The organism is Plantactinospora endophytica, assembly GCF_016862915.1.
Lineage (GTDB): Bacteria > Actinomycetota > Actinomycetes > Mycobacteriales > Micromonosporaceae > Plantactinospora > Plantactinospora endophytica.
The window spans coordinates 281,756-302,575 of record NZ_BONW01000016.1; the positions used below are offsets into that span (position 1 = coordinate 281,756).

Sequence of the window (20,820 nt, forward strand, 5' to 3'; positions counted from 1 at the left end):
CACGCTCAGCGGGTCGCGCGGGTGCGTCGGGCGGCGACGTAGCGGCGGATCTTCTCGGTGGTTCCGCAGTCGTCCATGCTGCACCAGCGGCGACTGCGGTTCTTGCTCTCGTCGTTGAAGACGAAGCGGCAGCCTCCGCAAACCTTGATCCGGTCCAGCGCGCCCGTGGTGAGGAGCTGGACCGCCGCGTGCACCACCGGTCGTAGCGGCCGGGCGAGCGTGCGGTCGTCCCGCCAGGTCCACCCGAACGTGCCTGCCCGGTCGAGCTGTGCGTGCCCGAGTGCGTCCGCCTCGTCGTCCCGCAGCCGGGCCAGCACGGACCTGCTCGGGCTCCGACCGGCGGCCAGCGACCGGAAGATCTCGTCGAGGTAGTCGCGCGTGTGCCGCGCTCGGCTGTGGGTCGCCCGGGCGCCGGCCGGATCGTCGCGGGCCAGCCGGCGCAGTGCCGTGGCCTCGGCCTGGGTGAGCGCGCCCGCGTGGACGCCCCAGGCGGTCAGCTCGGGGTAGCCGGTGAGCACGTCGTCGTCCGGCGGGCCGACGGGTGGACCGCTGCGGGTGTTGACGAAGTCCAGGGCGAGATCGCCGCCCACCAGGCGCATCCGCGTGACGTCCTCGACTGTTTCCATCGAAACCGACTTTACCAGTTGACCCTCGGCGGAGCCGCCAATAGCATGTTGCCGTCATAACAAATTTAGCCGGAAACAGGGGGGCGAGGCGGATGGGTCGCGGCCGGGCGGTAGGGGCGTTGATCGGACTGTCGGGCGGGACGTTCCTCTACACCACCGCCGAGGCGCTGCCGATCGGGCTGCTGCTTCCGATGGCCGGCGACCTGGCCGTCCCGCCGTCGCAGGTGGGCATGCTGGTCACGGCGTACGGCGCGGTGGTGATGGTCGCCTCGGTCCCGTTGACGGCGCTGGTCCGGCGGGTACCCCGTCGACGGTTGCTGTCGGCGCTGCTGGCCGGCTTCGTCGTCAGCACCGCGTCGACGGTCCTCGCCGACACGTTCGCGCTGATGCTGGCGGCCAGGATGGCGACCGCGGCGACACATGCGTTGTTCTGGGCCGTGGTGGTGCCGGCGGCGGCCGAACTGTTCCGACCCGCACTACGCGGGCGGGTGGTCGCGATCGTGTTCGCCGGCGGCAACGTCGCGCTGACCCTGGGCGTACCCGCCGGCACCTGGCTGGGGGAGCGTGCCGGCTGGCGGGCGTCGTTCCTGGCGGTGGCCGGGCTCGGTGCGATCGTGCTCGTCGTGGTGGCCGCGCTGCTGCCCTCGACGCGGCCCGACCAGGGACACGCCGCCCGTGGCGCCACCCCCGACGCCCGCCGGTTCTGGCTGCTGGTCGCGGTGGCCGTCCTGGCGACCGCCGGTGCCATCGCCGGCTACACCTATGTAGCCCTCTTCGTCACCGAGGTCAGCGGGTTCGCCGCCGCCTCGGTCGGGGCCGTCCTGTTGGCGCGCGGCGTCGCCAGCGTGCTCGGCATCATCGCCGTCGGGGTGGTGGTGGACCGCAGCCCGTGGCTCGCCCTGGTCGTGACCGTCGCGGTGCAGTCGGCGGCGCTGCTCGGGCTGTACGCGTTCGGCCATCGGCCGGCGGCGGCCGTCGTCCTGATCGCGCTGGCCGGGCTGGCGTTCGCCGCGTTCACCGCAGTGCTCGGCGGCCTCGTGTTGCGGGTGGCGCCCGGCCGCTCCGACCTCGCCGCCGCCACAGTCTCCGCCGCCGTCAACGTCGGCATCACCGCCGGCGCCTTCCTCGGCGGCCTGGTGCTGCCGGGCCACGGCGTGCGGAGCACGGTGCTGCTCGGCGGGCTGCTCGGTGTCGTCGCCCTGGCAATCGCCCTCGGTGAACGACTCGTCCGGCCGGCCGTCGTCGGTGCCGGCGGATCGGCCTCGGTGGACGGTGCTGCGGCACCGCCCGGCCGGGCTCGGCGCCGCCGGCTCGCCGCGCCTCACGCCACACCTACCCGCAAGCCCGCCGGTCGGTCGGCCGGCAGGTGAGTGGGCGAGGTCGGGAGGCACGCCCCCGCGATCCCGCCCACGCTCACTCCGCCAGTTGTCGTTCCACCGCCGCGTCGTCACTCGGCCGGTGGGCGATCTCGTTCCGGTGTAGGGCGTCGACCGGAAGCGGCAGGCGGTTGTCGGTCTGCTGCCGCGTCGTCACTCGGCCGGTGGGCGATCTCGTTCCGCTGCACGGCGTCGACCGGAAGCGGCAGGGTGGGCCAGGCCGCGAGATCGTGGAGCATCTGACGGTCGTGGGTGGCCACCACTACCGCCGCCGGAGTCTCGACCAGGGCGGCGGTCAGGTCGTCGACCAGGGGCGCCGACAGGTGGTTGGTGGGCTCGTCGAGGATCAGCAGGTCGGGGCGTTCGGCCAGCCGCAGCGCGAGGTTCAGCCTGCGTTGCTGGCCCTGGGACATCCGCCCGACGGGCGTACGGAGGGCCTCCCGGTCGAGGAGGTTGGTCGCGGTCAACGGCAGGAGGTCCCGGTCGCCGAGGCGCCCCGTGGAGCGGAGCCGGCCGACGTGCTGGTCGTACAGGTCGTGGGCGAGCACGGTCGGTGGCCAGTCCGGCACCTCCTGTCCCAGGTACGCCACCCGCGCCCCGGAGAGCCGCCGGACGTCCCCGGTCGACGGTTCGAGATCCTGTGCCAGCACCGCGAGCAGCGTCGACTTGCCCGCCCCGTTGGGGCCGGTCACCAGCAGGCGGTCCGCACCGTCGAGGGTGAGCGTGACCGGCCGGTGCAGGCGCCCGGCCACGGTCACGTTATGGCAGCGCAGGATCGGTAGCCCGGGACGCGTACCGAGGCCGGGCCAGCGCAGCGGCATCGGTGGCTCGGGCACGGTGATCCGGTGTGCCTCCAGCGACTCCTGCCGGCGCCGGAGTGCCTGGACGAGACCGGGGGCGCGGGACTGGCGCTGGTGTTTGCCGTGCCCCTTCTCCGGTCGCCATCCGGTGCTGAGTCGGCCCTGTGCCTCGGTCACCGCGTCGGCGAGCCGCTGGTGCTCGGCCTGTTGTGCCTCGTGGTCCCGTACCCAGCGCTCGCGCTCCCGCCGACGACCGTCCTGCCAGCCGGCGTAGCCGCCGACGTACAGGCGGGGTCGCCCGTCCTCGCTCGGATCGAGGTCCAGGAACTCCCCGGCCACGTCGCGCAGCAGGGCACGGTCGTGGGTCACCACCACCACGCCGCCCGGATGTTGACGGAGCCGTACGGTGAGGAACGCCAGGCCGTCGGCGTCGAGGTGGTTGGTCGGCTCGTCCAGCATCAGCAGGTCGTAGCGCGCCCCCAGCAGGCACGCCAGGCGGACCCGGTAGCGTTGGCCGACCGAGAGCGTCGCCAGTGGACGCCGCCGGTCGGTGCAGGCGTCGAGTCCGGCCAACGCCACGTCGACGCGGCGCTCCGCGTCCCAGGCGTCCAGCCGGGTGGCCGCGTCGAGCGCGGCGGCGTACGCCGTCTCTGCGCCCGCCCTGCCGCCGGCCAACGCGGTCGCGGCGTCGTCGAGCGCCTGCAACGCGCGTCTGGACTCCCGGGTGGCGCCCCGCACGAGGGTGCCGACCGTCTCGCCGTCGCGCGCTTCCAGCGCCTGCCGGGCCACCCCGATCGTGCCGATCCGGGCCACCGTGCCCTGGTCGGGCTGGATCATGCCGGTCAGTACGTGCAACAGCGTCGTCTTGCCCCGGCCGTTTTCGCCGACGATCGCCAGGCGGGAGCCCGCCGAGACGGTCACGCTGACCTCGGAGAGCACGACGCGCCCACCGAGTACGACCCGGACGCCGTCGGCCCGGACGTGTGCCAGGTCCCCGGCCGGCAACGGGCCGCCCCAGGCGAGGTCGGGCCCCGCCGTCAGATCCTGAGATGAAATCCGTGCAGAATTATTCATTGTGTGCTCTTCGGCTCGTCTTGGAGCCGGGCAGCACGAACGCGCCGCCCGACGGGAACGCCAGGACGGCGGAGCAGAGTTAGGTCAGAGGAAGTCGGTCAACCCTGCCGCCGTCAGCGGAGGGACCAGGGCTTCATCGTCACGTTGCCTGAATACATGGCCCGACCGTACCCGATCGGCCGGCCGCGTCCCCAGCGCATTTCCCGGCGGCGGGTCGCGGCCTGCGGGTGGGTGCCCGCCAGCCCGTGGGACGGGCCGGGTTCCTCGCCGCCGCGATGGCCGCGCCCACCGTCGACCCGACTGGCGCGGTGGGCGGAGTCCCGGAGGGCGGGCCCGCCGACGTCAGGATCGACGGGTATAGCCTGCGCGGATGCCCGAAGACGACTTCACGGTGAAGCTCACCAGGGACCAGGCGTTCGTGCTGTCGGACTGGCTCTACCGGATGATGGGCACCGCCGCCTTCGACGGCCTGGTGAACCAGGACCGTGCCGTCTGGTCACCGCTGCACACGATTGCCGGCACCTTGGAGACCTCGCTGGCGGAAATCTTCGCGCCGGACTACGCGATTCGGCTGGAGAAGGCCCGCGAACGGCTCCTCGACGGGCTGGGCGAGGTGGGCCTGCCAGGCCCCGACCAGCGGACGACAGCGGACCGCGACGAGGTTCCACCGCCGTCCTGAATGGTGTGGCGCTCGCGCGGGCTGATGGTCGGCGTACCTCCGGACCTGAGTGGTCGGTCAACGGACGATTAGTCACAACTGCTGACCGTACGGCTTTTTTCGGCTCCTGGAACGGTCTCGTCGCACGGGTTTCCCGGTAGCCGATCCGACTATTTCGCATTGCCTCTGGTCAATGCCGAACGTCGATGCTATGAATTGGTGGGTTGTTGACGACCTACCACGGGCAATGCCGCCTCCACCGCTCAAGTATCGACGTCATTCGGGAGAGAACAGTACATGAACGAAGATCAACATGGTTCGCTGCGGGCTCGGTGGCGGCGGTCGGCGAGCACCCTTCTCGCCACGGTGGCGGCGTCCGTCGGAATCGCGGTGTTCGCCGTCGGAGCAACGACGGGCGCCACTGCCGCCGGTCTGAGTGCCGCCGAACGCGGCTCGTCGAACACCGCGTCGGCCGCTCCGGCGGTCGCCAGCGTCGCCGCCGGCTACGCGCACACGTGCGCGGTCGGTACCGACGGCACGCTCTGGTGCTGGGGTACCAACGGTGCCGGCCAGCTCGGTGACGGCAGCACCACCAACCGGACCCTCCCGGTGCGGGTCGGCGACGCCACCACCTGGGCCAGTGTGGGCGCCGGCACCAGTTACGCCTGTGCGATCCGCACCGACGGCACGCTCTGGTGCTGGGGTGCCAACAACGGCAGCCAGCTCGGCGACGGCACCACCACCAACCGGAGCACCCCGACCCGGGTCGGCGACGCCACCACCTGGGCCAGCGTCAGCGCCGGCAACCGGCACACCTGCGGCATCCGGACCGACCGCACGCTGTGGTGCTGGGGCCTCAACCGCAACGGGCAACTGGGTACGGGCAGCGCCCTCGCCAACGCCACCACCCCGGTACGGGTCGACACGGCGACCAACTGGGCGAGCGTCACGACCGGGTACGCGCACACCTGCGGCACCCGCACCGACGGCACCCTGTGGTGCTGGGGCGACAGTTCGAACGGACAGCTCGGTATCGGCACCCTGAGCTACCGGACGAGTCCGGCGCAGGTCGGTACCGCGACCACGTGGTCCGGGGTGGCCGCCGGCTACGCCTTCACCTGCGCGGTCCGCACCGACCGGACCCTGTGGTGCTTCGGCGAGAACGGGTACGGGCAACTGGGTATCACCGGCCCCCACCAGACCGCACCGGTCCGGGTCGGCGACAACAGTACGTGGACGAGGGTCAACGCGGGTGAGGACTCGTCGTGCGCGGCCCGTGCCGACGGCAGCCTGTGGTGCTGGGGCAACAACACCACGGGACAGCTCGGCGACGGCACCACCACCCACCGGTACGCCCCGACCCGGGTCGGCAACGCCACCACCTGGACCAACGGCTCCGTCGTCGGCTACCACAACTGCGCGGTACGCACCGACGGCGGCCTGTGGTGCTGGGGCAACAACACGGCCGGGCAACTGGGCGACGGCACCACCACCCAGCGGTCGACTCCGGCGCAGGTGACCCTGCCGGGCTGACCGCAGCCACCGAGCCTCGCGCTCAGCGGCCCGCTCTCGGTCAGCGGCGCGGAGCCCTTCCACGCCCATGCCGTCGACCGGTCCCGCCGACACGTCGGCGGCGACCAGGTCGGCGGCATGGGCGCGAACCTCGACACGGGCCGATGTCCGGAGGAACCGCGGTTCGGCGGCCGGACTTCCGTCGTCGGCCGGAGCTTGGATAGCATCCATTCACATCGATGCTGCGGACGGGGGACCGCGCCGCGCGGTACACCCGGCTGTTGGCCTCGATCGCCTGACGGTCGGCAACTCCGGCGCCGCGACGGGCGCCCGCGCCGCCAGGTCGGGTACGCGAACCGCGGGCGAGGTCTTCCGGCGCCGCGACGTACGCCTGTGCCGCTGATGCCGCGATCGCGGATCGCGGGCGAGGTCTGCCGGCCCGTGCCGGTCGGCGAGTTGCACCGCGCCGGTCGGCGCCGCGCGCCGACGGAACGTGAACCACTCGCATTACCGGGAAAGTGGTCGGATCGGTCATCCAGTCGCCGTTCAGCCGCCGTCCAGTCGCGCCTGGGATGGTCGGTTGATCCGACGACGTTGAGTGGGTTCTCGTGATGTTGATGCGGGATTCCAATGCGGCATCTCCGCACAAAGAGATCGAACGGACTGAGTCAATCGGTCGGTCCGAGTTCGACACCGCCGCGCCCCGGACTCCTGGCCGTCGTCGGCGTCGATCCGCCTGGGGGGCGCGTATCGCCGCTGGTAGCAGCCGTACCCGACGAGGCCGGCTGCTGATTCGCCGTACGTGGCGTCCGGTCGTCGTACCGGCCGAGGACGTGATCCATTACCACGAATATTGGCCGCCGAATGCCGCGCCGGGGCTTCCCGATGGATGATCGTGGCACATTCGTCATCGGTCACCGACGTGCCGCAATTCGGGTACGTCGGCGGAAGGTCGCCATCGAAATGATCGACGGCTCTCCGTAGGCACCGAAACGAGCCGGTTTTCGACCGGCACCTGCCGACATTTCCCGGATGTCGGCACCCACGGCAGGAGGGGGCAGCCGTGAACCGTATCCAGACACCGCTGGTGGCACGGTCCAGTCTGGTCCAGCAGGTCCTCACCGCGGTGACCACCGATCGTGGCGCCGTGGTGGTGGGACAGCGGGGGACCGGGCGTACGACGCTCGTCGAACTCGTCACCCGGCATCTGTCGGCCGACCGCTACGCCGTCACCCGTACCACCGCCACCGAGGCGGCACGTCCGATCCCGTTCGGCCTGTTCGGCCAGCTCTTTCCGGTGAGCGGCGACCCGGCACTGGTGCCCGGTCGGATCCGCGCCGAGCTGGTGCGACGTGGCCGGTCGCGTACGCCCCTGCTGGTGGTCGAGGACGCGCACTGGATCGACGACCGGTCGGCGAACACCCTGCTGGGCCTCGCCCACGACGGTCGCGTCCGGTTGATGGTCACCACGCGCTCGGACACGGCGACGCCGGACGCCGTCGTGGCGCTGTGGAAGGACCGGCATCTGCGCCGGGTCGACCTGCCACCGCTGGACCCGACCGAGACGGCGACCCTGACGCAGGCGATGCTCGGCCACGCCGTGGCGTCGACCACCGCACAGTTGGTGTACCAGTGGACCGGAGGCAACCCACGGCTGGCGACCGAGCTGGTGCGGCACGGCTCCGTCACCGGTCGGATGGTCCACGACCGGGGACTGTGGTGGTGGCGAGGGCAGCTCAGCGTGCCACCACACCTGGTCGAGCTGTTCCTGCCCGAACCCAACCGGCTCACCCCGGCACACCGGGACGCGCTGGCGGCGGTCGCGGTGAGCGACGACCTGCCGATCGAGCTGGTCGACCGGATCGCCCCGGACGCCGTAGAGGAACTGGAGGACCTGAACCTGCTGCGTACCACCGACACCGACGACGGTGTGGCGGTGGGGTTCGGTCATCCGCTGCTCCAGGCGATCGTCTGGTCGCAGGTGTCGCCGGCCCGGCGGCGTCGGGTCGCGTCGGCCCTCGTCGAAGCGGCGCACCAGTCCGGCCACACCACACCGGATCCGGCCACCGTCGCCCGCTGGCAGTTGGCCGTGGGTGCGCCGGTCGCCACGAGGGCGTTGACGGACGCCGCCCGCCAGCTCCGACCGCACGCGCCGGAGCAGGCGCTCCGGCTGGCCCGGGTCGCGTTCGGTCGGGACCGGTCCGCGCGGGCCGCCGTACTGCTGGCCGACGCCCTCGCCGAGGTCGGCTCCGGCCGCGAGGCCCAGTCGGTACTCCACCAGGCGACCGCCTCCGACCGGTCGCCCACCGGACGTGTGCTGCTCTCGGCCGCGCTCGCCCTGCACCGGTGTGTGACGGAGCGTGACCCGGCGTCGGCCCACGCCGACCTGCGGGCGCTCCGCGCCGTGGCGTCGACCACCGGACACGACGCCATCGACGGCGCCGACGCGACGGTCCTGTTGATCGGGCAGCGCCCGGCCGACGCCGCGCGGGTCGCCGACCGGCTGCTGCACCGGCTCCCCGACGCCGGAGCCGTCAGCCACTCCGCACTACGGTGCCGGATCGTCCGGACGATGGCGCTGGCCCTGCTCGGCCGTACCGACGAGGCGGCCGTCGCGGGCGCGGCGGTACTGGCGGATGCCCGGGGTCAGCACGCCCGACCCCCGGACACCGCGGGCCTGGCCTCGGCCGTGCTGTCCCTGATCGGGTTGTGGCGGGACGGCAGCGCACCGCCGACGGTCACCGATCCGGTCCTCGGACGCTGGCCGAGGCTACCGGGGAAGGTACCCGGGACCGGCCTACGTGCCGTCGACTGGCCGCTGCTGGCCGGGTACGCCCGGCTGCTCCGGGGCGAATACCCGGCCGCGATCCCGCCGCTGCGCGAGGCACTGGCGCAACAGTCCGTCGGGTTCCGGCTGTTCCGGTCGGAGGCGTCGGCCTGGCTCGCCGTCTCGCTCGCCGCAACGGGGCGCCCGGACGACGCGCAGCAGGTGCTGGACGCCGACCCGCCCGATCGGCTGGCGGTGTTGCCGGGCCTCCGGCCGTGGGCCGACGGTGCGGTGGCCGCCGCCCGAGGCGACACCCGGTCCGCCGGGCGCCGGCTGGAGGCGGCGGTGGCGGCGGCACACGCGGCGGGCTGCTGGAGCATCGAGCTGCAGTACCTGACCTGGGCGGCACAGCTTCCGCCGGCCGACCAGCCGGTCGCGCTGGCGGACCGGCTCACCCGCTGCATCCGGCACGTCGAGGCGGGGCGGCTGGTGGCCGAGGCACGCGGCGAACTGGCGCTGTCCGACTCCGACCCGACCGGGCTGCTGCAGCAGGCCACCCGGCTCGCCGAGCTGGGCCTGCCCCGGCGGGCCTGGCGGCTGGCCGAGGCTGCCGCCGCGAGGGCGTCACCCGGCCGCGACCAGGACCACGCCGCAGCCGTCGCGCTCGCCGGTCGGCTCCGTACCGCGCTCGGCGTGCCGGCACCGAATCCGGCCTCACCGGCCCTGACGATCCGGGAGACCGAGGTCGCGGCCCTCGCCGCCAGCGGTCTGGCCAACCGGGAGATCGCGACCCGGCTGGTCGTGTCGGCCCGGACGGTGGAGAGCCATCTGGCCCGGGTGTACCGGAAGCTCGGCATCGGTTCCCGTCGGGACCTGCGGACGCACTGGTTCGACAGCCTCCCGGTCGGCGGCGGCCCGGGATCGAGGACGACCCCGGGCAACTACCCGGTCTGACCCTCAGGCCAGGACCGAGCCACGAGCTGCCGGCGGAGACGACGGCGACGCGGGAGACGACGGCGACGCGGGAGACGACGGGGTCGACGGAGACGCCGGGGTCGGCGGCCCGGCGGCGTACGCGGCGGCGTGTAGCGCGTACATCGCTGCGTAGCGGCCCGCCCGGTCGACCAACTCGGCGTGCGGGCCGCACTCGACCACCCGGCCGTCGTGCAGGACCACGATCAGGTCCGCGTCGCGTACCGTGGTGAGGCGGTGCGACACGACGACGGTGATCGGTGCGTCGGCGGTCGACCGGGTCGGCGCGAGATACCGGCGCAGCAGTTCGGCCTCGCTGTCCGGGTCGAGACTGGCCGCCGGCTCGTCGAGCAGCACCACCTCGGGTGTGGTCCGCATCCGGCCCCGGGCGAGTGCGAGCTTCTGCCACTGGCCGGCGGAAAGGTCCGTACCGTCGGGGAACGTCCGACCGAGACGGCTGTCGAGGCCGGCGGGCAGTTGGGCCACCATGGTCGCCGCGCCGGCCGATTCCAGCGCCGCGCCCACGGCCTCCCGGTCGTCGATCGCGCTCAGCCGGCCGACCCCGACCGACTCCCTGGCCAGCAACTCGAACCGGCAGAAGTCCTGGAACACCGCAGTGACCCGGCCCCGCCACTCGGCCGGGTCCACCCGCGCCAGATCCGTACCGCCGAAGGTGATGCGCCCGGACGACGGCGGGTAGAGACCGGCCAGCAGGGCCACCAGGGTGGACTTGCCGGCACCGTTGTCGCCGACGACCGCGACGGTGGCACCGGCGGGCAGCCGGAGGTCGATCGGGCCCAGGGCCGGGGTCGCCTCGCCGGGGTACCGGAAGCTGACGCCGTCGAGGACGAGGTCGCCGCGCCGGGGCAGATCCCGGCTCCGGCCGCCGTTGGTTGCGCCGGCTCCGCTGGTTCGTCTTGTGCCGTTGGCGCTGTCGGCTCCGTCGGTCCCGTCGGCTCCCTCGATCCCGTTCGCACCGTCCGTTCCGCTGGCGCCCTCCGTCCCGTTGGCGCCGTCGGTTCGGTTGGCGCCGTCGGTCCGGTTGGTGGCGTCGGTTCCGTTGGTGGCGTTGGCGCCGCTGACTGGATGGTCGGCCAGGCGCTGGTAGAGCGCGACGGTGTGCAGCGACCGACGCAGCCATCCGATCAGCCAGCTCAGGCCGGTCGTGGCGCCGACCAGCCGGGTGCCGAGCAGCAGGACCAGCACCGCCTCCCCGGCCGACGCGGTGCCGGAGAGGGCGGACCGGGTGACGACGTACAGCCCGCCGACGAGGGCGGCGCAGAACAGCAGCCAGCCGGCCGCCACCGCGACGGCGCCGCGAGCCCGGGCCGTTTCCCGGCGGCGCGCCGAGACGGTGAAGGCGGCCCGGTGCCGGGCGGCGATCTCGTCGCCCAGCCGGTAGAGCCGGACCTCCGGAGCGGCGGCCGGATCGGTGGCCAGGGTCAGCAGGGCGGCGCGTTGACGGTCGGCCTCGGCACCGGCCACCTCGGCGGCGGCGACGGCGTTCGCCTGCCAGCGGATGGCGACGGCCAGCGGCACGATGCACAGCGGCAGCAGGGCAAGCGTCGGGCTGACGGTGGCCATCAGCGCCACCGCGCCGACGAACCGGGCCAACAGGCCGGCGTTCTCGACCAGCGCGGCGAACGCGCCGCCGAACTCGGTCCGACGCTGCCGGACCAGCTCGGCCGTGTCGAGGAACTTCGGGTCGTGGTAGTGGCTGACGTGGGCGGGACCGGCGCACAGGTTCATCAACCGGCGGTCGAATTCGAGTCCGACCCGCTGCTGGAGCACCTGCCGGAGATCGGTGGCGACCGCGCTCGCCTGGTGGACGAAGACGGTGACGAGGACGAGGACCAGCGCACCGGTCAGCGCCTCGGTGAACTGCTCGGCGACCGCGCCGTCGACCATCCAGCGGAGCCCCAGCGCCTGCGTCGCCGCGACGATGTTGAACAGCGGGACGAACACCATGACCAGTACCGCGCGCCGGGGATCCGCCCGAACGGCGACGCCCACCACCAGGCGGGCGGCGCCCAGCCAGCTACGCATGACGGCCTCCTGCGGACTCGGTGAAGGGCGCAGACTGCACCCGGAACATCTGGGCGTACCGGCCGTCGGCGGCCAGCAGCTCGTCGTGGCTGCCGTACTCGCTGACCCGGCCGTCCCGCACCACGGCGATCCGTTCGGCGAGCCGGACCGTGGCGAACCGGTGCGACACCAGGATCGTGGTGATGCCGGCGGTGATCTCCAGGAACCGCGAGTACAGCTCGTACTCCGCCTCGATGTCCAGGTGTGCGGTGGGTTCGTCCAGGACGAGGACTTTGGCACCCTGGCGCACCGCGTAGAGCGCCCGGCTCAGCGCCAGCCGCTGCCACTGGCCGCCGGACAGTTCCGTCCCGCCCGTGTAGGCGTTGGTGAGCAGGGTGTCCCAGCCGTCGGCCAGCCCCTGCTCGACACCGAGGAAGCCGCCGAGCCGGGCCGCCTCGGTCACCGCCTCCCCGGTGGCGGTCGTCTCGACCGCGCCGAACGCGATGTTGTCGCGTACGGAGAACGGGTACCGGCCGAAGTCCTGGAACACCACGGCCAGTTGCCGGCGCCAACTGGCGAGGTCGTGGTCGTGCAGGTCGTGGCCGTCGACCCGGACCAGACCGGAATCCGGCCGGTACAGCCCGGCCAGCAGCTTGGTGATGGTGCTCTTGCCGGCGCCGTTGTCCCCGACGATCGCCAGCGAGGAACCGGCCGGAATGACGAGGTCCAGGCTGTCCAGCACCGGTCGGCGGTCGCCGGGGTACCCGAACGACACCCGCTCGAACCGGATCTCGCGGCGCGGCAGACCGGTCGCCTCGCTCCCGGCGACGGTGCTCGCCGACGTGCCCAGCGCACCCACGGCGAGCGCCGGCGGTACCGCCGCGCTGGCCAGGTGCAGCCGCCGTTGCAGGTCGCCGGTGAACCCCAGGGCGAAGAGCCCGAGCAGCGCCTGTAGCGCGACGGTGAGCTGGCCGACCGGCGGGTCGCCGTTGCTGGCGCCGTAGGCCAGCGGCACCACCACGACGACGTGTGCCGCCAGCAGGAGCGAACTCGCCGCCAGGTGCCGCCGCCCGTCGGTGGTCCTGCGGCGCATCTCGACGATGCCGTCCCACCACTCCCGGGTGAAGCGTTCGACGAGCCAGTGGTGCAGGCCGAACAGGCGCAGCTCCTTGGCCGACGGTGCGGTGACCGCGACGTCGCGCAGGTACGCCGCGTGCCGGAGCTGGACGGTTCGCGCGGTGTTGGCCACGACGGCGCGGGCCATCTCCTGCTCCTGCCACCGGCCGGTGACGATCCAGGCGGCGCCGAGCACCACCGGCATCCACCACTGTCCGGCCCAGCCGAGCAGGACGGCGGACGCCAACCCGGTGAGCCGGAGCGGGACCAGCGCGGCCAGCGCGTTGACCGCCTGTCCGGGGGCGTGCGCGCCGACGCCGACCCCACGGGCCTGCTCGATCTGGTCGGCGACCCCGGCGTCGTCGAGGTGCGCGACCCCGGGCGGACGCAGCGCGCCCTCGACGGTACGTTGGGCCAGGGCGCCGTCCACCGCAGTACTCAACTTCGCGGTGACCATGGTGCGGATCGGTTCGAGGGCGATGTCCAGCACGAGCGCCAGCGCCAGGAGGGTGAGCCCGGACCACGCGTGCCGGGCCGCCGTCGGGTCACCGTCGCCGGCCGCCAGCGCCGTGACCAGTCGCCCGATCGCCAGTGGCAGCAGCACGACGCCCGCGACCTGTCCGGCGACGAGCGCGACGAGCAGCATGGTGAGCGGGGCGTCGATGCGCGGCAGTTCGCGGACGAGCGCCCGTACGCTGCCACGGCGGTGGGTCACGCCGGCTGTCGTTGAGGTCGACACGGTGGCACACTCCTTGCGACGTCGACGGTTTCGGTCCTCCGCTGCCGGGCCCGCGGTGGCCACCCGCACGGGGTGACCACCGCTGTCAGGCACCTGCCCCTCAGGCGGGGTCGACCGGCGGGTAAGCGGACATGATTCACCTCCTGCGCTGGCGACGAGCAGCGAACCGTGGCGGCTGCCACGCCAGAACGCTAGGCGCCGAGGTGGACCGGGGAATCGGTAGTCGGGTACGCAACGGCGCCGCCGGGACTACCGAGGAGCGACCGTCGGGTACGCGTCACCGGGGCGTCAGACCTGCGTAGCCGGTCGCGGTGCTTGCGTACCCGACGCCGATGTCCCGGTCGGTGCGGCGCTCGTAGGGTTCCGGCGACCGCACTGCCGATCCCGCCGGGAGATCCGTCTCATGACTGTCGACGCAGGTCCGAACGTCCTCATCTGGGACGTCACGTTCGCCTGTCCGCTGCGATGCTCGCACTGCTACACCGAGTCGGGCCGGCGCCGTCCGCAGAATCTCAGCCACGAGGAGATGCTGCGGGTGGCGGACGCGCTCATCACCTTCCGGCCCGTCATGATCACGCTCTGCGGGGGTGAACCGCTCACCGTGCCACGCATCGTGGAGGTGGTGGAACACTTCGCCAGGGCCGGCGTGCGGGTCTTCCTGTACACCAGTGGATGGTCGATGCCGGAGCAGACCGTCCGGGACCTGGCCGGCATCGTTGCCAAGATCGTGGTCAGCGTCGACGGCGCCACTGCGGAGGTGCACGACCGGATCCGTGGCCGGGCCGGTTCCTTCGACCGGGCGATGGCCGCGTTGGCCCTGCTCGACGCGGAGAGTGCCCGGCGGGTCGCGGCGGGGGAGTCGCCGCTCCGGTTCGGCATCGACAACGTGGTGGTCCGCAGCAACTACCACCAGCTCGACGAGATGTGCACCTCGGTCGCACCCCGGTTCCCGCACCTGAGCGAGGTCGCGTTCGGCGCGGTGGTGCCCACCGGTCTGGCCAGTCGAGTGTCGTACGGCGAGCACGAGATGCTCTCCGACGAGCAGGTCGCGGCCCTGGTCGACGAGGAGACGCGGCAGCGGCTCCAGCGCGCCGCCCCCGGATCGGTCACCGTCAGCACGACGGACAACTTCGGTGTGCAGATGCATCCCGACTACATCGCCAGCCATCCCGACTTCCGGCCGTTGGAGATCGAGCCGGACGGCGGGGTACGGGCGATGCCGATCTACGAGGGCACCGTCGGGAACCTGCTGACCGAGGACCCGTACGTCCTGTGGGAACGGTCCCGGAGCCGGTGGCAGGACCCGTTCGTGCTGGAGTGTCTGCGCGGCATCCGGAGCAGGCGGGACTGGGCCGAGGCGGTACGCCGCATCGACTACCGGTTCGGCTCGGACGAGGTGCGGGCGCGGATCGACCGCCGCCGGGTCTTCGAGCCGGGCCAGGCACCCCGGCAGATCGCACTGCGACCGGTCGGCGGCTGACCCGCTGCCCCGTCCGCCCACGCGCGGCCGGTGCTGGTCGGACCCGGTCCTGACGTCGGTGGCCGTCGCCCGGCTGGCGTCGACGATCGCCTGACCTGTCACCTGGTCGGGCCCGGTCCGGTGTCGAGCAGGCCGGTGCTGGTCGGGCGCGGGTCCTGGCGTCGGTGCCGAGCGGGCCGGTGACGGTGTGCGGCGCCGCCGGACCGCCCACGGGCGGGGTCAGACGGGGGCGGGAGCGGAAGCGGGCGAGGGTCGGGTCATGGTGAAGCGCCGCAGTGGTGGGACGAGGGCGGTGATCAGTGCCAGTCCCGAGAGGCAGGTGACCCCGCCGACGACGAGCGCCGTACCGGCGGAGGTCTCGGCTCCGACCAGCCCGGCGCGGAGGCCACCGGCGTGCGGTCCGGCCACCCCGACGATGTGTTCGAGTGCGGCGACGCGTCCCCGGTGGGAGTCCGGTGTCGACGACTGCACGATGGTGCCTCGGGCCACGACGGACCAGGTGTCGGCGGCGCCGGCCAGGGCGAGCAGGGCGAGTACGACCGGAAGTTGACCGCTCACCCCGACTCCGGCGAGCGACACCGCCCACCCGGCGCCGCAGCCCAGCAGTACGAGGCCGGGACGGCGGGACCGGGTGACCGTACCGGACAGCGCGGACGCGAGGATTCCGCCGAGCGCGACCGCCGAGGTGAGCAGGCCGAGGACCTCCGGCGACCCGCCGAACCGCTCCTGGTTGACGACCGGAAACAGGGCCATCGGCATGGCCAGCACCGTGGCGCACAGGTCCACCATGAATGCACCTCGGATCGCGGGCGTACGCGCGACGAACGCTATGCCCGCCCAGACCGCGCCCGCGCCGGCCCGGCCGGCCGCCGCGGCCGGCTTCGTCGGCGGCAGTCCGGCGATTCCGATCAGGGCAGCCACGCAGAGCAGCGCGTTGCCCACGAAACACACGGTGGTGCCCCACCGCGCGGTGAGCACCCCGGCGAGGGCCGGGCCGAGCAGCAGCGCCATCTGGAAGGACAGGTGGTTCAGGGCCAGCCCGCCGGCGAGCCGGTCGGTGGGGAGCAGCCGGGGGACGAAGGTACGCCGGGCGGGGCCGCCGACCGCCGAGAAGCCTCCCGCGACACCGACCAGCGCGAGCATGGCCCACACCCCGTCGTCGGACCGGACGGCCACGGCGGCCATCAGCAGGCTGGTGAGGATCTGCCCCCAGGTGGTGACCAGGGCCAGGCGGCGTCGGTCGACGTGGTCGAGGAAAGCGCTGCCGATCAGGGCGAACGCGACCAGCGGGGCGGCGGCGAAGGCGCCGATCAGCCCGACCTTCACCGGGTCGTGGGTGTGTTCCCAGACGTAGAGCGTGACGGCGAAGACGCTCATTTGGCCACCGAATCCGGCGGCGGTGGTGCCCAGCCAGAGGCGGCGGAAGGCGGGGTACTCGCGTAGCGGGCGGACGTCGACCAGGGCGCCGAGGAGTTTCATCGCAGACGTCCGTCGAGGGCCTTGGCGAGGTTGTCGTCGAGGCGCTGCCGGAACGAACGGGTGGCCAGGGCGGCGTTGACGTCCTCGACGGCCCGGCTGAGTGCGTAGGGGATCTCCTCCTCCAACTCCCGTACCGTCGCCTCGGTCGCCCGCCACTCCGCCTCCAGCAGCGGCAGGATCTCCCGGCCCCGGTCGCTGAGCCGGATCCGTCGGGTCCGACCGTCACCGCCCTCGGCGCTCTCGACGAACCCGGCCGTACGCATCGCGGCGGCCGTCTGGCTCATCGCCGAGTGGGTCACCTCCACGGCGGTGGCCAGTTCCTGGATCGTCATCGACTCGTGCCGGGAGAGCTGGATCAGCGGACCCACGAACCGGGGGCGCAGGCCGGGCAGGCCCGCCTGCCGGTAGAGCGTGGCGATGTCCTGGTCCATCTCGCCGAGCATCCGCCAGAGGGGACGCCAGTGGCTGCTGTCCAGTAGGTCCTGGCGGCTCGCCTGATTCTGCTGATCGGCCATGCCAGTAAAGTAACAGAACTTATATAAGAACTGTTACTTCGGTCCCGGCGGCGGCCCCGGCCCGACGCTGACGGGTACCCCGGCAGCCGACCCGGGCTGGGTGCCGGCGCCGCTGGCCGTGCGCGATCCGCAGGGCGGGCCGACGTGATCCCGCTCGGGCTACCCGGCCACCGCCAGGGCCTGGGGCGCGGCCTGCTTCATCCGGGTACGCGGCCAGGCGAGCCGGACGGCCGCCTCGCCGCACGCGGATACGGCAGTGGCAGCGGCGGGCCCGACGGTTCAGGTCACCAGACCACGGCGGTAGGCGTACACCACCGCCTGCACGCGGTCGCGCAGGTCGAGCTTGGTGAGGATGCGCGACACGTACGTCTTGACGGTCTCCTGGCTGATCACCAGCGTCGCCGCGATCTCGCTGTTGGACCGGCCGTCCGCGATGAGGCGCAGCACCTCCAACTCGCGCGGGGTCAGCGGAACCTCCGGGGCGTCCCCGGCCGGCCGGATCCGCGCGGCGTACCTGCCCACGAGTTGCCGGGTCACCTCGGGGGCCAGCAGCGACACCCCGGTGGCGACGGTCCGGATCCCGTGCAGCAACTGGGCCGGCGGCGCGTCCTTGAGCAGGAACCCGCTCGCCCCCGCGCGCAGCGCCTCGTAGACGTACTCGTCGAGGTTGAACGTCGTGACCACGAGCACCTTGACCGGATCAGTGACCCCGACGCCGGCCAGCAGGCGGGTCGCCTCGATGCCGTCCAGGACCGGCATCCGTACGTCCATCACCACCACGTCCGGGCGCAACCGGCGGGCGAGGTCGACCGCAGCGCGCCCGTCCCCGCACTCGCCCACCACCTCGAGGTCGGCCTGGGCGTCGATGATCGTCGCGAACCCGGTGCGGATCAGCGCCTGGTCGTCGCAGACCAGTACCCGGACCGGAGCGCTCACCCGGGGTTCCCGCCGGGGATGCGGGCCCGCACCACGAACCCGCCGTCCGGACGCCCGCCCGCGCTGAACTCACCACCGAGTACGCCGACCCGTTCGCGGAGCCCGCGCAGGCCCCGCCCGCTCCCGCCGGGAGACCCGGCCGGCGAACCCGGAGCGTCGGTACTGACCTCCACGGTGATCTCCCTCGCGCCGTGCTGCACGTGGACCACGGTGCGGCTGCCGTGAGCGTACTTGAGGGCGTTCGTCAGAGCCTCCTGCACGACCCGGTACGCGGCGGCCTGCGCGCTGCCGACCGTCTCCCGTGGACCGCCCTCCTCGGTGAACTCCACCGGTTGGCCGGCCCGCCGGGTCTGGTCCACCAGCGCGTGCAACTCGCCGACGGACGGCGACACCGGTTCGGTGCCGTGGTCCGGGTTGAGCAGGTCGAGCAGGTGCCGCAGGTCCGTGATGGCCCGCCGACCCGTGTCGGTGACGGCGGTCAGGGTCTGGTCGAGGCGTTCGGGGACGGCGGTCAGGTACCGCGCCGCCTCGGCCTGTACGACCATCGCCGTCACGTGGTGGGTCACCACGTCGTGCAGCTCGCGGGCGATGCGGGTGCGTTCGGCGGCGCGGCTGGTCTCGGCGACGTGGCGGCGGCGTTCCGCCTCGGCGGCCCGGGTGGAGCGCAGCCACGCCCCGATGCCCCAGGCGACGGCCAGGGCCAGGTAGAACGTCACGAAGCCGACCGGCCGCTCCGGCGCGCCGGCCCGGTCCAGTGCCACCGCCAACGGCACGTACGCCACGGAGAGAGCGATCGCGGTGGCGTGTCGGTGGCGGTCCAGGTGCAGGCCCGCGCTCAGCAGCGCGATCGGCAGGGCGGTGCCCGCGAACGCGTGGTAGCCGCGGAGCTGGTCGACGGCGAAACCGAGGCAGACCAGGGCGAGGCAGACCGCCGGCCACCGGCGGCGCAGGGCGAGCGGAAGGCATTCGAGCGCGACCGCCGCGACGGCCAGCGCGTCGAAGGGGCGGTTCGGCAGGTCGCCGACCCGGGTTCCGTAACCGTGCAACGCCGGAAGCAGCGACCCGACGACGAGCAGCAGCGCGAGCGGGAGATCCCGGACCGTGACGTCGTACCGTCGCCACCGGTCCGGGAGCCGCCGCCAGAGGTCGGTCACGGCGTGAGCGTAGCGACCGCGTCGGCCGGGGTGTCGCCCCGTCGCCGCCGGCGCACCACGTGGCCGCGCCGGTGGGCCAGCCGCATGAACACGGCGGTCAGCAGCACGCCGGCCAGTACCGCCGACAGGCTCGCCTCCGGCCCGAAGTCGCCGCCGCTGAGCAGGGTCGGGCCGGACGTGACGCCGGCCAGCAGCCCGTCCAGTCCGTCCTTGCCGGAGACGGTGGCGCCGAAGATGCCGGCCCCGGCGAAGTTCCAGCCGAAGTGCAGGCCGATCGGCAGCCACAGGGTGCGGGTGGCGGCGTAGGCGGCGGCGAGCATCCCGCCGGCCTCGACCGCGATGGCGAGCGCACCCCAGAGGCTGGCGTGCGGGTTGAGCAGATGTACCAGGCCGAACAGCAGGCCGGTCAGCACCAGCGCGCCCCAGGTGCCGGCCCGCTCCTCAACGATCCGGAACAGGATGCCACGGAAGATCAGCTCCTCCGTCACGGCGGCGGCGGCCATGAAGCCGAACAGCGCGGTCATGCCCGTCAGCGAGCCCACGCCGTCCACCCGGTACCCGCCGAACAGGGCGATCACCGCGATGACGACCGCGAACATCCCGGTACCGACCAACACCCCCCGACCGGTCGCGGCGCCGGCCCCGGACCGGCCCACCTCCACGACCGCGCGGCGCTCGGTCCGCCGCACCACCCAGCCGTAGGTGAGCAGCGCGAGTACGGCGGTCGCGATGCCGAGGACGAGCGTGAGCAGCGGGTTCCCGTCCATCGCGGCGACGGCCTGGCCGCCGACGAAGGCGATCACCGCCACGGCACCGAGCTGCTTCAACAGTCGCATGACGACTCCTCCTGCGAGACTGCGCGGCCGGAGCGCCGCGACGACGTCGACGCTATGGATCTCGCGGCCCGGAATCGTCACCGCACGGTGGACACCTGGCGGTAGCTCGCACGGGGGACGGCGGCAGCCGGGAAGCGGGTACGCCGGCAGAGATGTCCTGCCCGGGGCACGCCAGTGCGGACGGGCCTTCCCACAGTCGACGTGGAAAGGCCCGTCGCCGGCTGGACGGGTACCTTCGCCGGACGACCGGATGCCGGCGGTCAAGGGGCAGGCGTACCCGACCCCGGTGCTAGTACGTGAAGGTCCAGAGGAAGTAGTAACCGGGGCCGGTGGGGCCGTACTGGCGGTACTCGCAGTAGTACCAGCTCCACAGGCCGGTCCGGGCACCCTCGCTGCCGTAGCTGTTGCAGAACTGGCCGTCGTAGTAGACACCGCGCAGCGTGCCGCCCGGCGGGTCTGCGGCAGCCGGAGCGGCGCCGGTCCCGACCAGGCCGCCCAGGGCGAGCGTCACCGCTGCCACCAGGGTCGCCCATCTGCGTCCGCGCATGAAGCCTCCTCCCGATACCGTCCACAGTGCATAGACTCCCCGTCGAGCCGGGCCCTGGGACATCGATGATGATGAAAGTAAGGCTCACACGGGTACGCCCGGCCCGGCTCACGACAACGGGCGGTACTGCGACGACGAACCGTCAGCGGGGTCTCCGTCGAACGGGCATCCGCCCTGCCGGGTCGCCGGATCGGCGCCGGGCGACTTC

At 73.0% G+C, this 20,820-nt stretch carries 15 protein-coding genes; 5 read left to right on the top strand and 10 right to left on the bottom strand.

Annotated features, from left to right (window positions below):
* Positions 1–5 precede the first annotated feature (5 nt).
* Positions 6–626, bottom strand: a complete 621-nt coding sequence (locus tag Pen02_RS17240; RefSeq protein WP_203867069.1) for a CGNR zinc finger domain-containing protein — start codon at positions 624–626, stop codon at positions 6–8.
* A 119-nt stretch (positions 627–745) separates the two neighbouring features.
* Here Pen02_RS17240 and Pen02_RS17245 point away from each other — a divergent pair, with 119 nt between their 5' ends.
* Positions 746–1,996, top strand: a complete 1,251-nt coding sequence (locus tag Pen02_RS17245; RefSeq protein WP_203867070.1) for an MFS transporter — start codon at positions 746–748, stop codon at positions 1,994–1,996.
* Between the two features lie 77 nt (positions 1,997–2,073).
* Here Pen02_RS17245 and Pen02_RS17250 read toward each other — a convergent pair whose 3' ends face one another.
* A complete protein-coding gene (locus Pen02_RS17250) occupies positions 2,074–3,876 on the bottom strand; it encodes an ATP-binding cassette domain-containing protein (protein ID WP_239140873.1) in 1,803 nt (600 codons plus the stop codon).
* A gap of 370 nt (positions 3,877–4,246) precedes the next feature.
* Between Pen02_RS17250 and Pen02_RS17255 the strand changes: the two genes are divergently transcribed.
* From Pen02_RS17255 to Pen02_RS17265, 3 genes are all read left to right on the top strand, one after another.
* On the top strand, positions 4,247–4,555 hold the full coding sequence (locus Pen02_RS17255) for a hypothetical protein (protein ID WP_203867071.1): 309 nt from the start codon (positions 4,247–4,249) through the stop codon (positions 4,553–4,555).
* A gap of 276 nt (positions 4,556–4,831) precedes the next feature.
* Entirely contained in the window at positions 4,832–6,067 is a 1,236-nt protein-coding gene (locus Pen02_RS17260) for an RCC1 domain-containing protein (protein ID WP_203867072.1), read from the top strand.
* A gap of 1,042 nt (positions 6,068–7,109) precedes the next feature.
* Positions 7,110–9,767 carry a helix-turn-helix transcriptional regulator gene (locus Pen02_RS17265; protein ID WP_203867073.1) on the top strand — a complete coding sequence of 886 codons (2,658 nt, stop codon included), beginning with the start codon at positions 7,110–7,112 and terminating at the stop codon, positions 9,765–9,767.
* A 3-nt stretch (positions 9,768–9,770) separates the two neighbouring features.
* Here the strand turns inward: Pen02_RS17265 and Pen02_RS42565 are convergent, their stop codons facing one another.
* Both Pen02_RS42565 and Pen02_RS17275 read right to left on the bottom strand, forming a co-directional pair.
* Positions 9,771–11,831 carry an ATP-binding cassette domain-containing protein gene (locus tag Pen02_RS42565; RefSeq protein WP_203867074.1) on the bottom strand — a complete coding sequence of 687 codons (2,061 nt, stop codon included), beginning with the start codon at positions 11,829–11,831 and terminating at the stop codon, positions 9,771–9,773.
* Positions 11,824–13,641: an ABC transporter ATP-binding protein gene (locus Pen02_RS17275; protein WP_203867075.1), complete on the bottom strand. Its 1,818-nt coding sequence runs from the start codon at positions 13,639–13,641 to the stop codon at positions 11,824–11,826. The genes Pen02_RS42565 and Pen02_RS17275 overlap by 8 nt, the downstream gene beginning before the upstream one ends.
* Before the next feature lie 427 nt (positions 13,642–14,068).
* On the opposite strand from Pen02_RS17275, the gene Pen02_RS17280 reads away from it, so the two are divergent.
* A complete protein-coding gene (locus tag Pen02_RS17280) occupies positions 14,069–15,145 on the top strand; it encodes a radical SAM protein (protein ID WP_203867076.1) in 1,077 nt (358 codons plus the stop codon).
* 219 nt (positions 15,146–15,364) lie between these two features.
* On the opposite strand, the gene Pen02_RS17285 is transcribed toward Pen02_RS17280, so the two are convergent.
* The 6 genes from Pen02_RS17285 to Pen02_RS17310 form a co-directional block, all read right to left on the bottom strand.
* The gene (locus tag Pen02_RS17285; RefSeq protein ID WP_203867077.1) at positions 15,365–16,624 is read right to left on the bottom strand and encodes an MFS transporter; all 1,260 of its coding nucleotides are present in this window, start codon (positions 16,622–16,624) and stop codon (positions 15,365–15,367) included.
* Complete coding sequence (locus tag Pen02_RS17290; protein WP_203867078.1) at positions 16,621–17,139, bottom strand: MarR family transcriptional regulator; 519 nt, start codon at positions 17,137–17,139, stop codon at positions 16,621–16,623. Before Pen02_RS17290 ends, Pen02_RS17285 begins: the two co-directional genes overlap by 4 nt.
* Positions 17,140–17,418: 279 nt before the next feature.
* A complete protein-coding gene (locus tag Pen02_RS17295; protein WP_203867079.1) occupies positions 17,419–18,075 on the bottom strand; it encodes a response regulator in 657 nt (218 codons plus the stop codon).
* Positions 18,072–19,229: a sensor histidine kinase gene (locus Pen02_RS17300; RefSeq protein ID WP_203867080.1), complete on the bottom strand. Its 1,158-nt coding sequence runs from the start codon at positions 19,227–19,229 to the stop codon at positions 18,072–18,074. The genes Pen02_RS17295 and Pen02_RS17300 overlap by 4 nt, the downstream gene beginning before the upstream one ends.
* A complete protein-coding gene (locus Pen02_RS17305) occupies positions 19,226–20,065 on the bottom strand; it encodes a CPBP family intramembrane glutamic endopeptidase (protein WP_203867081.1) in 840 nt (279 codons plus the stop codon). The genes Pen02_RS17300 and Pen02_RS17305 overlap by 4 nt, the downstream gene beginning before the upstream one ends.
* Before the next feature lie 289 nt (positions 20,066–20,354).
* Complete coding sequence (locus Pen02_RS17310) at positions 20,355–20,612, bottom strand: hypothetical protein (protein WP_203867082.1); 258 nt, start codon at positions 20,610–20,612, stop codon at positions 20,355–20,357.
* Positions 20,613–20,820 lie beyond the last annotated feature (208 nt).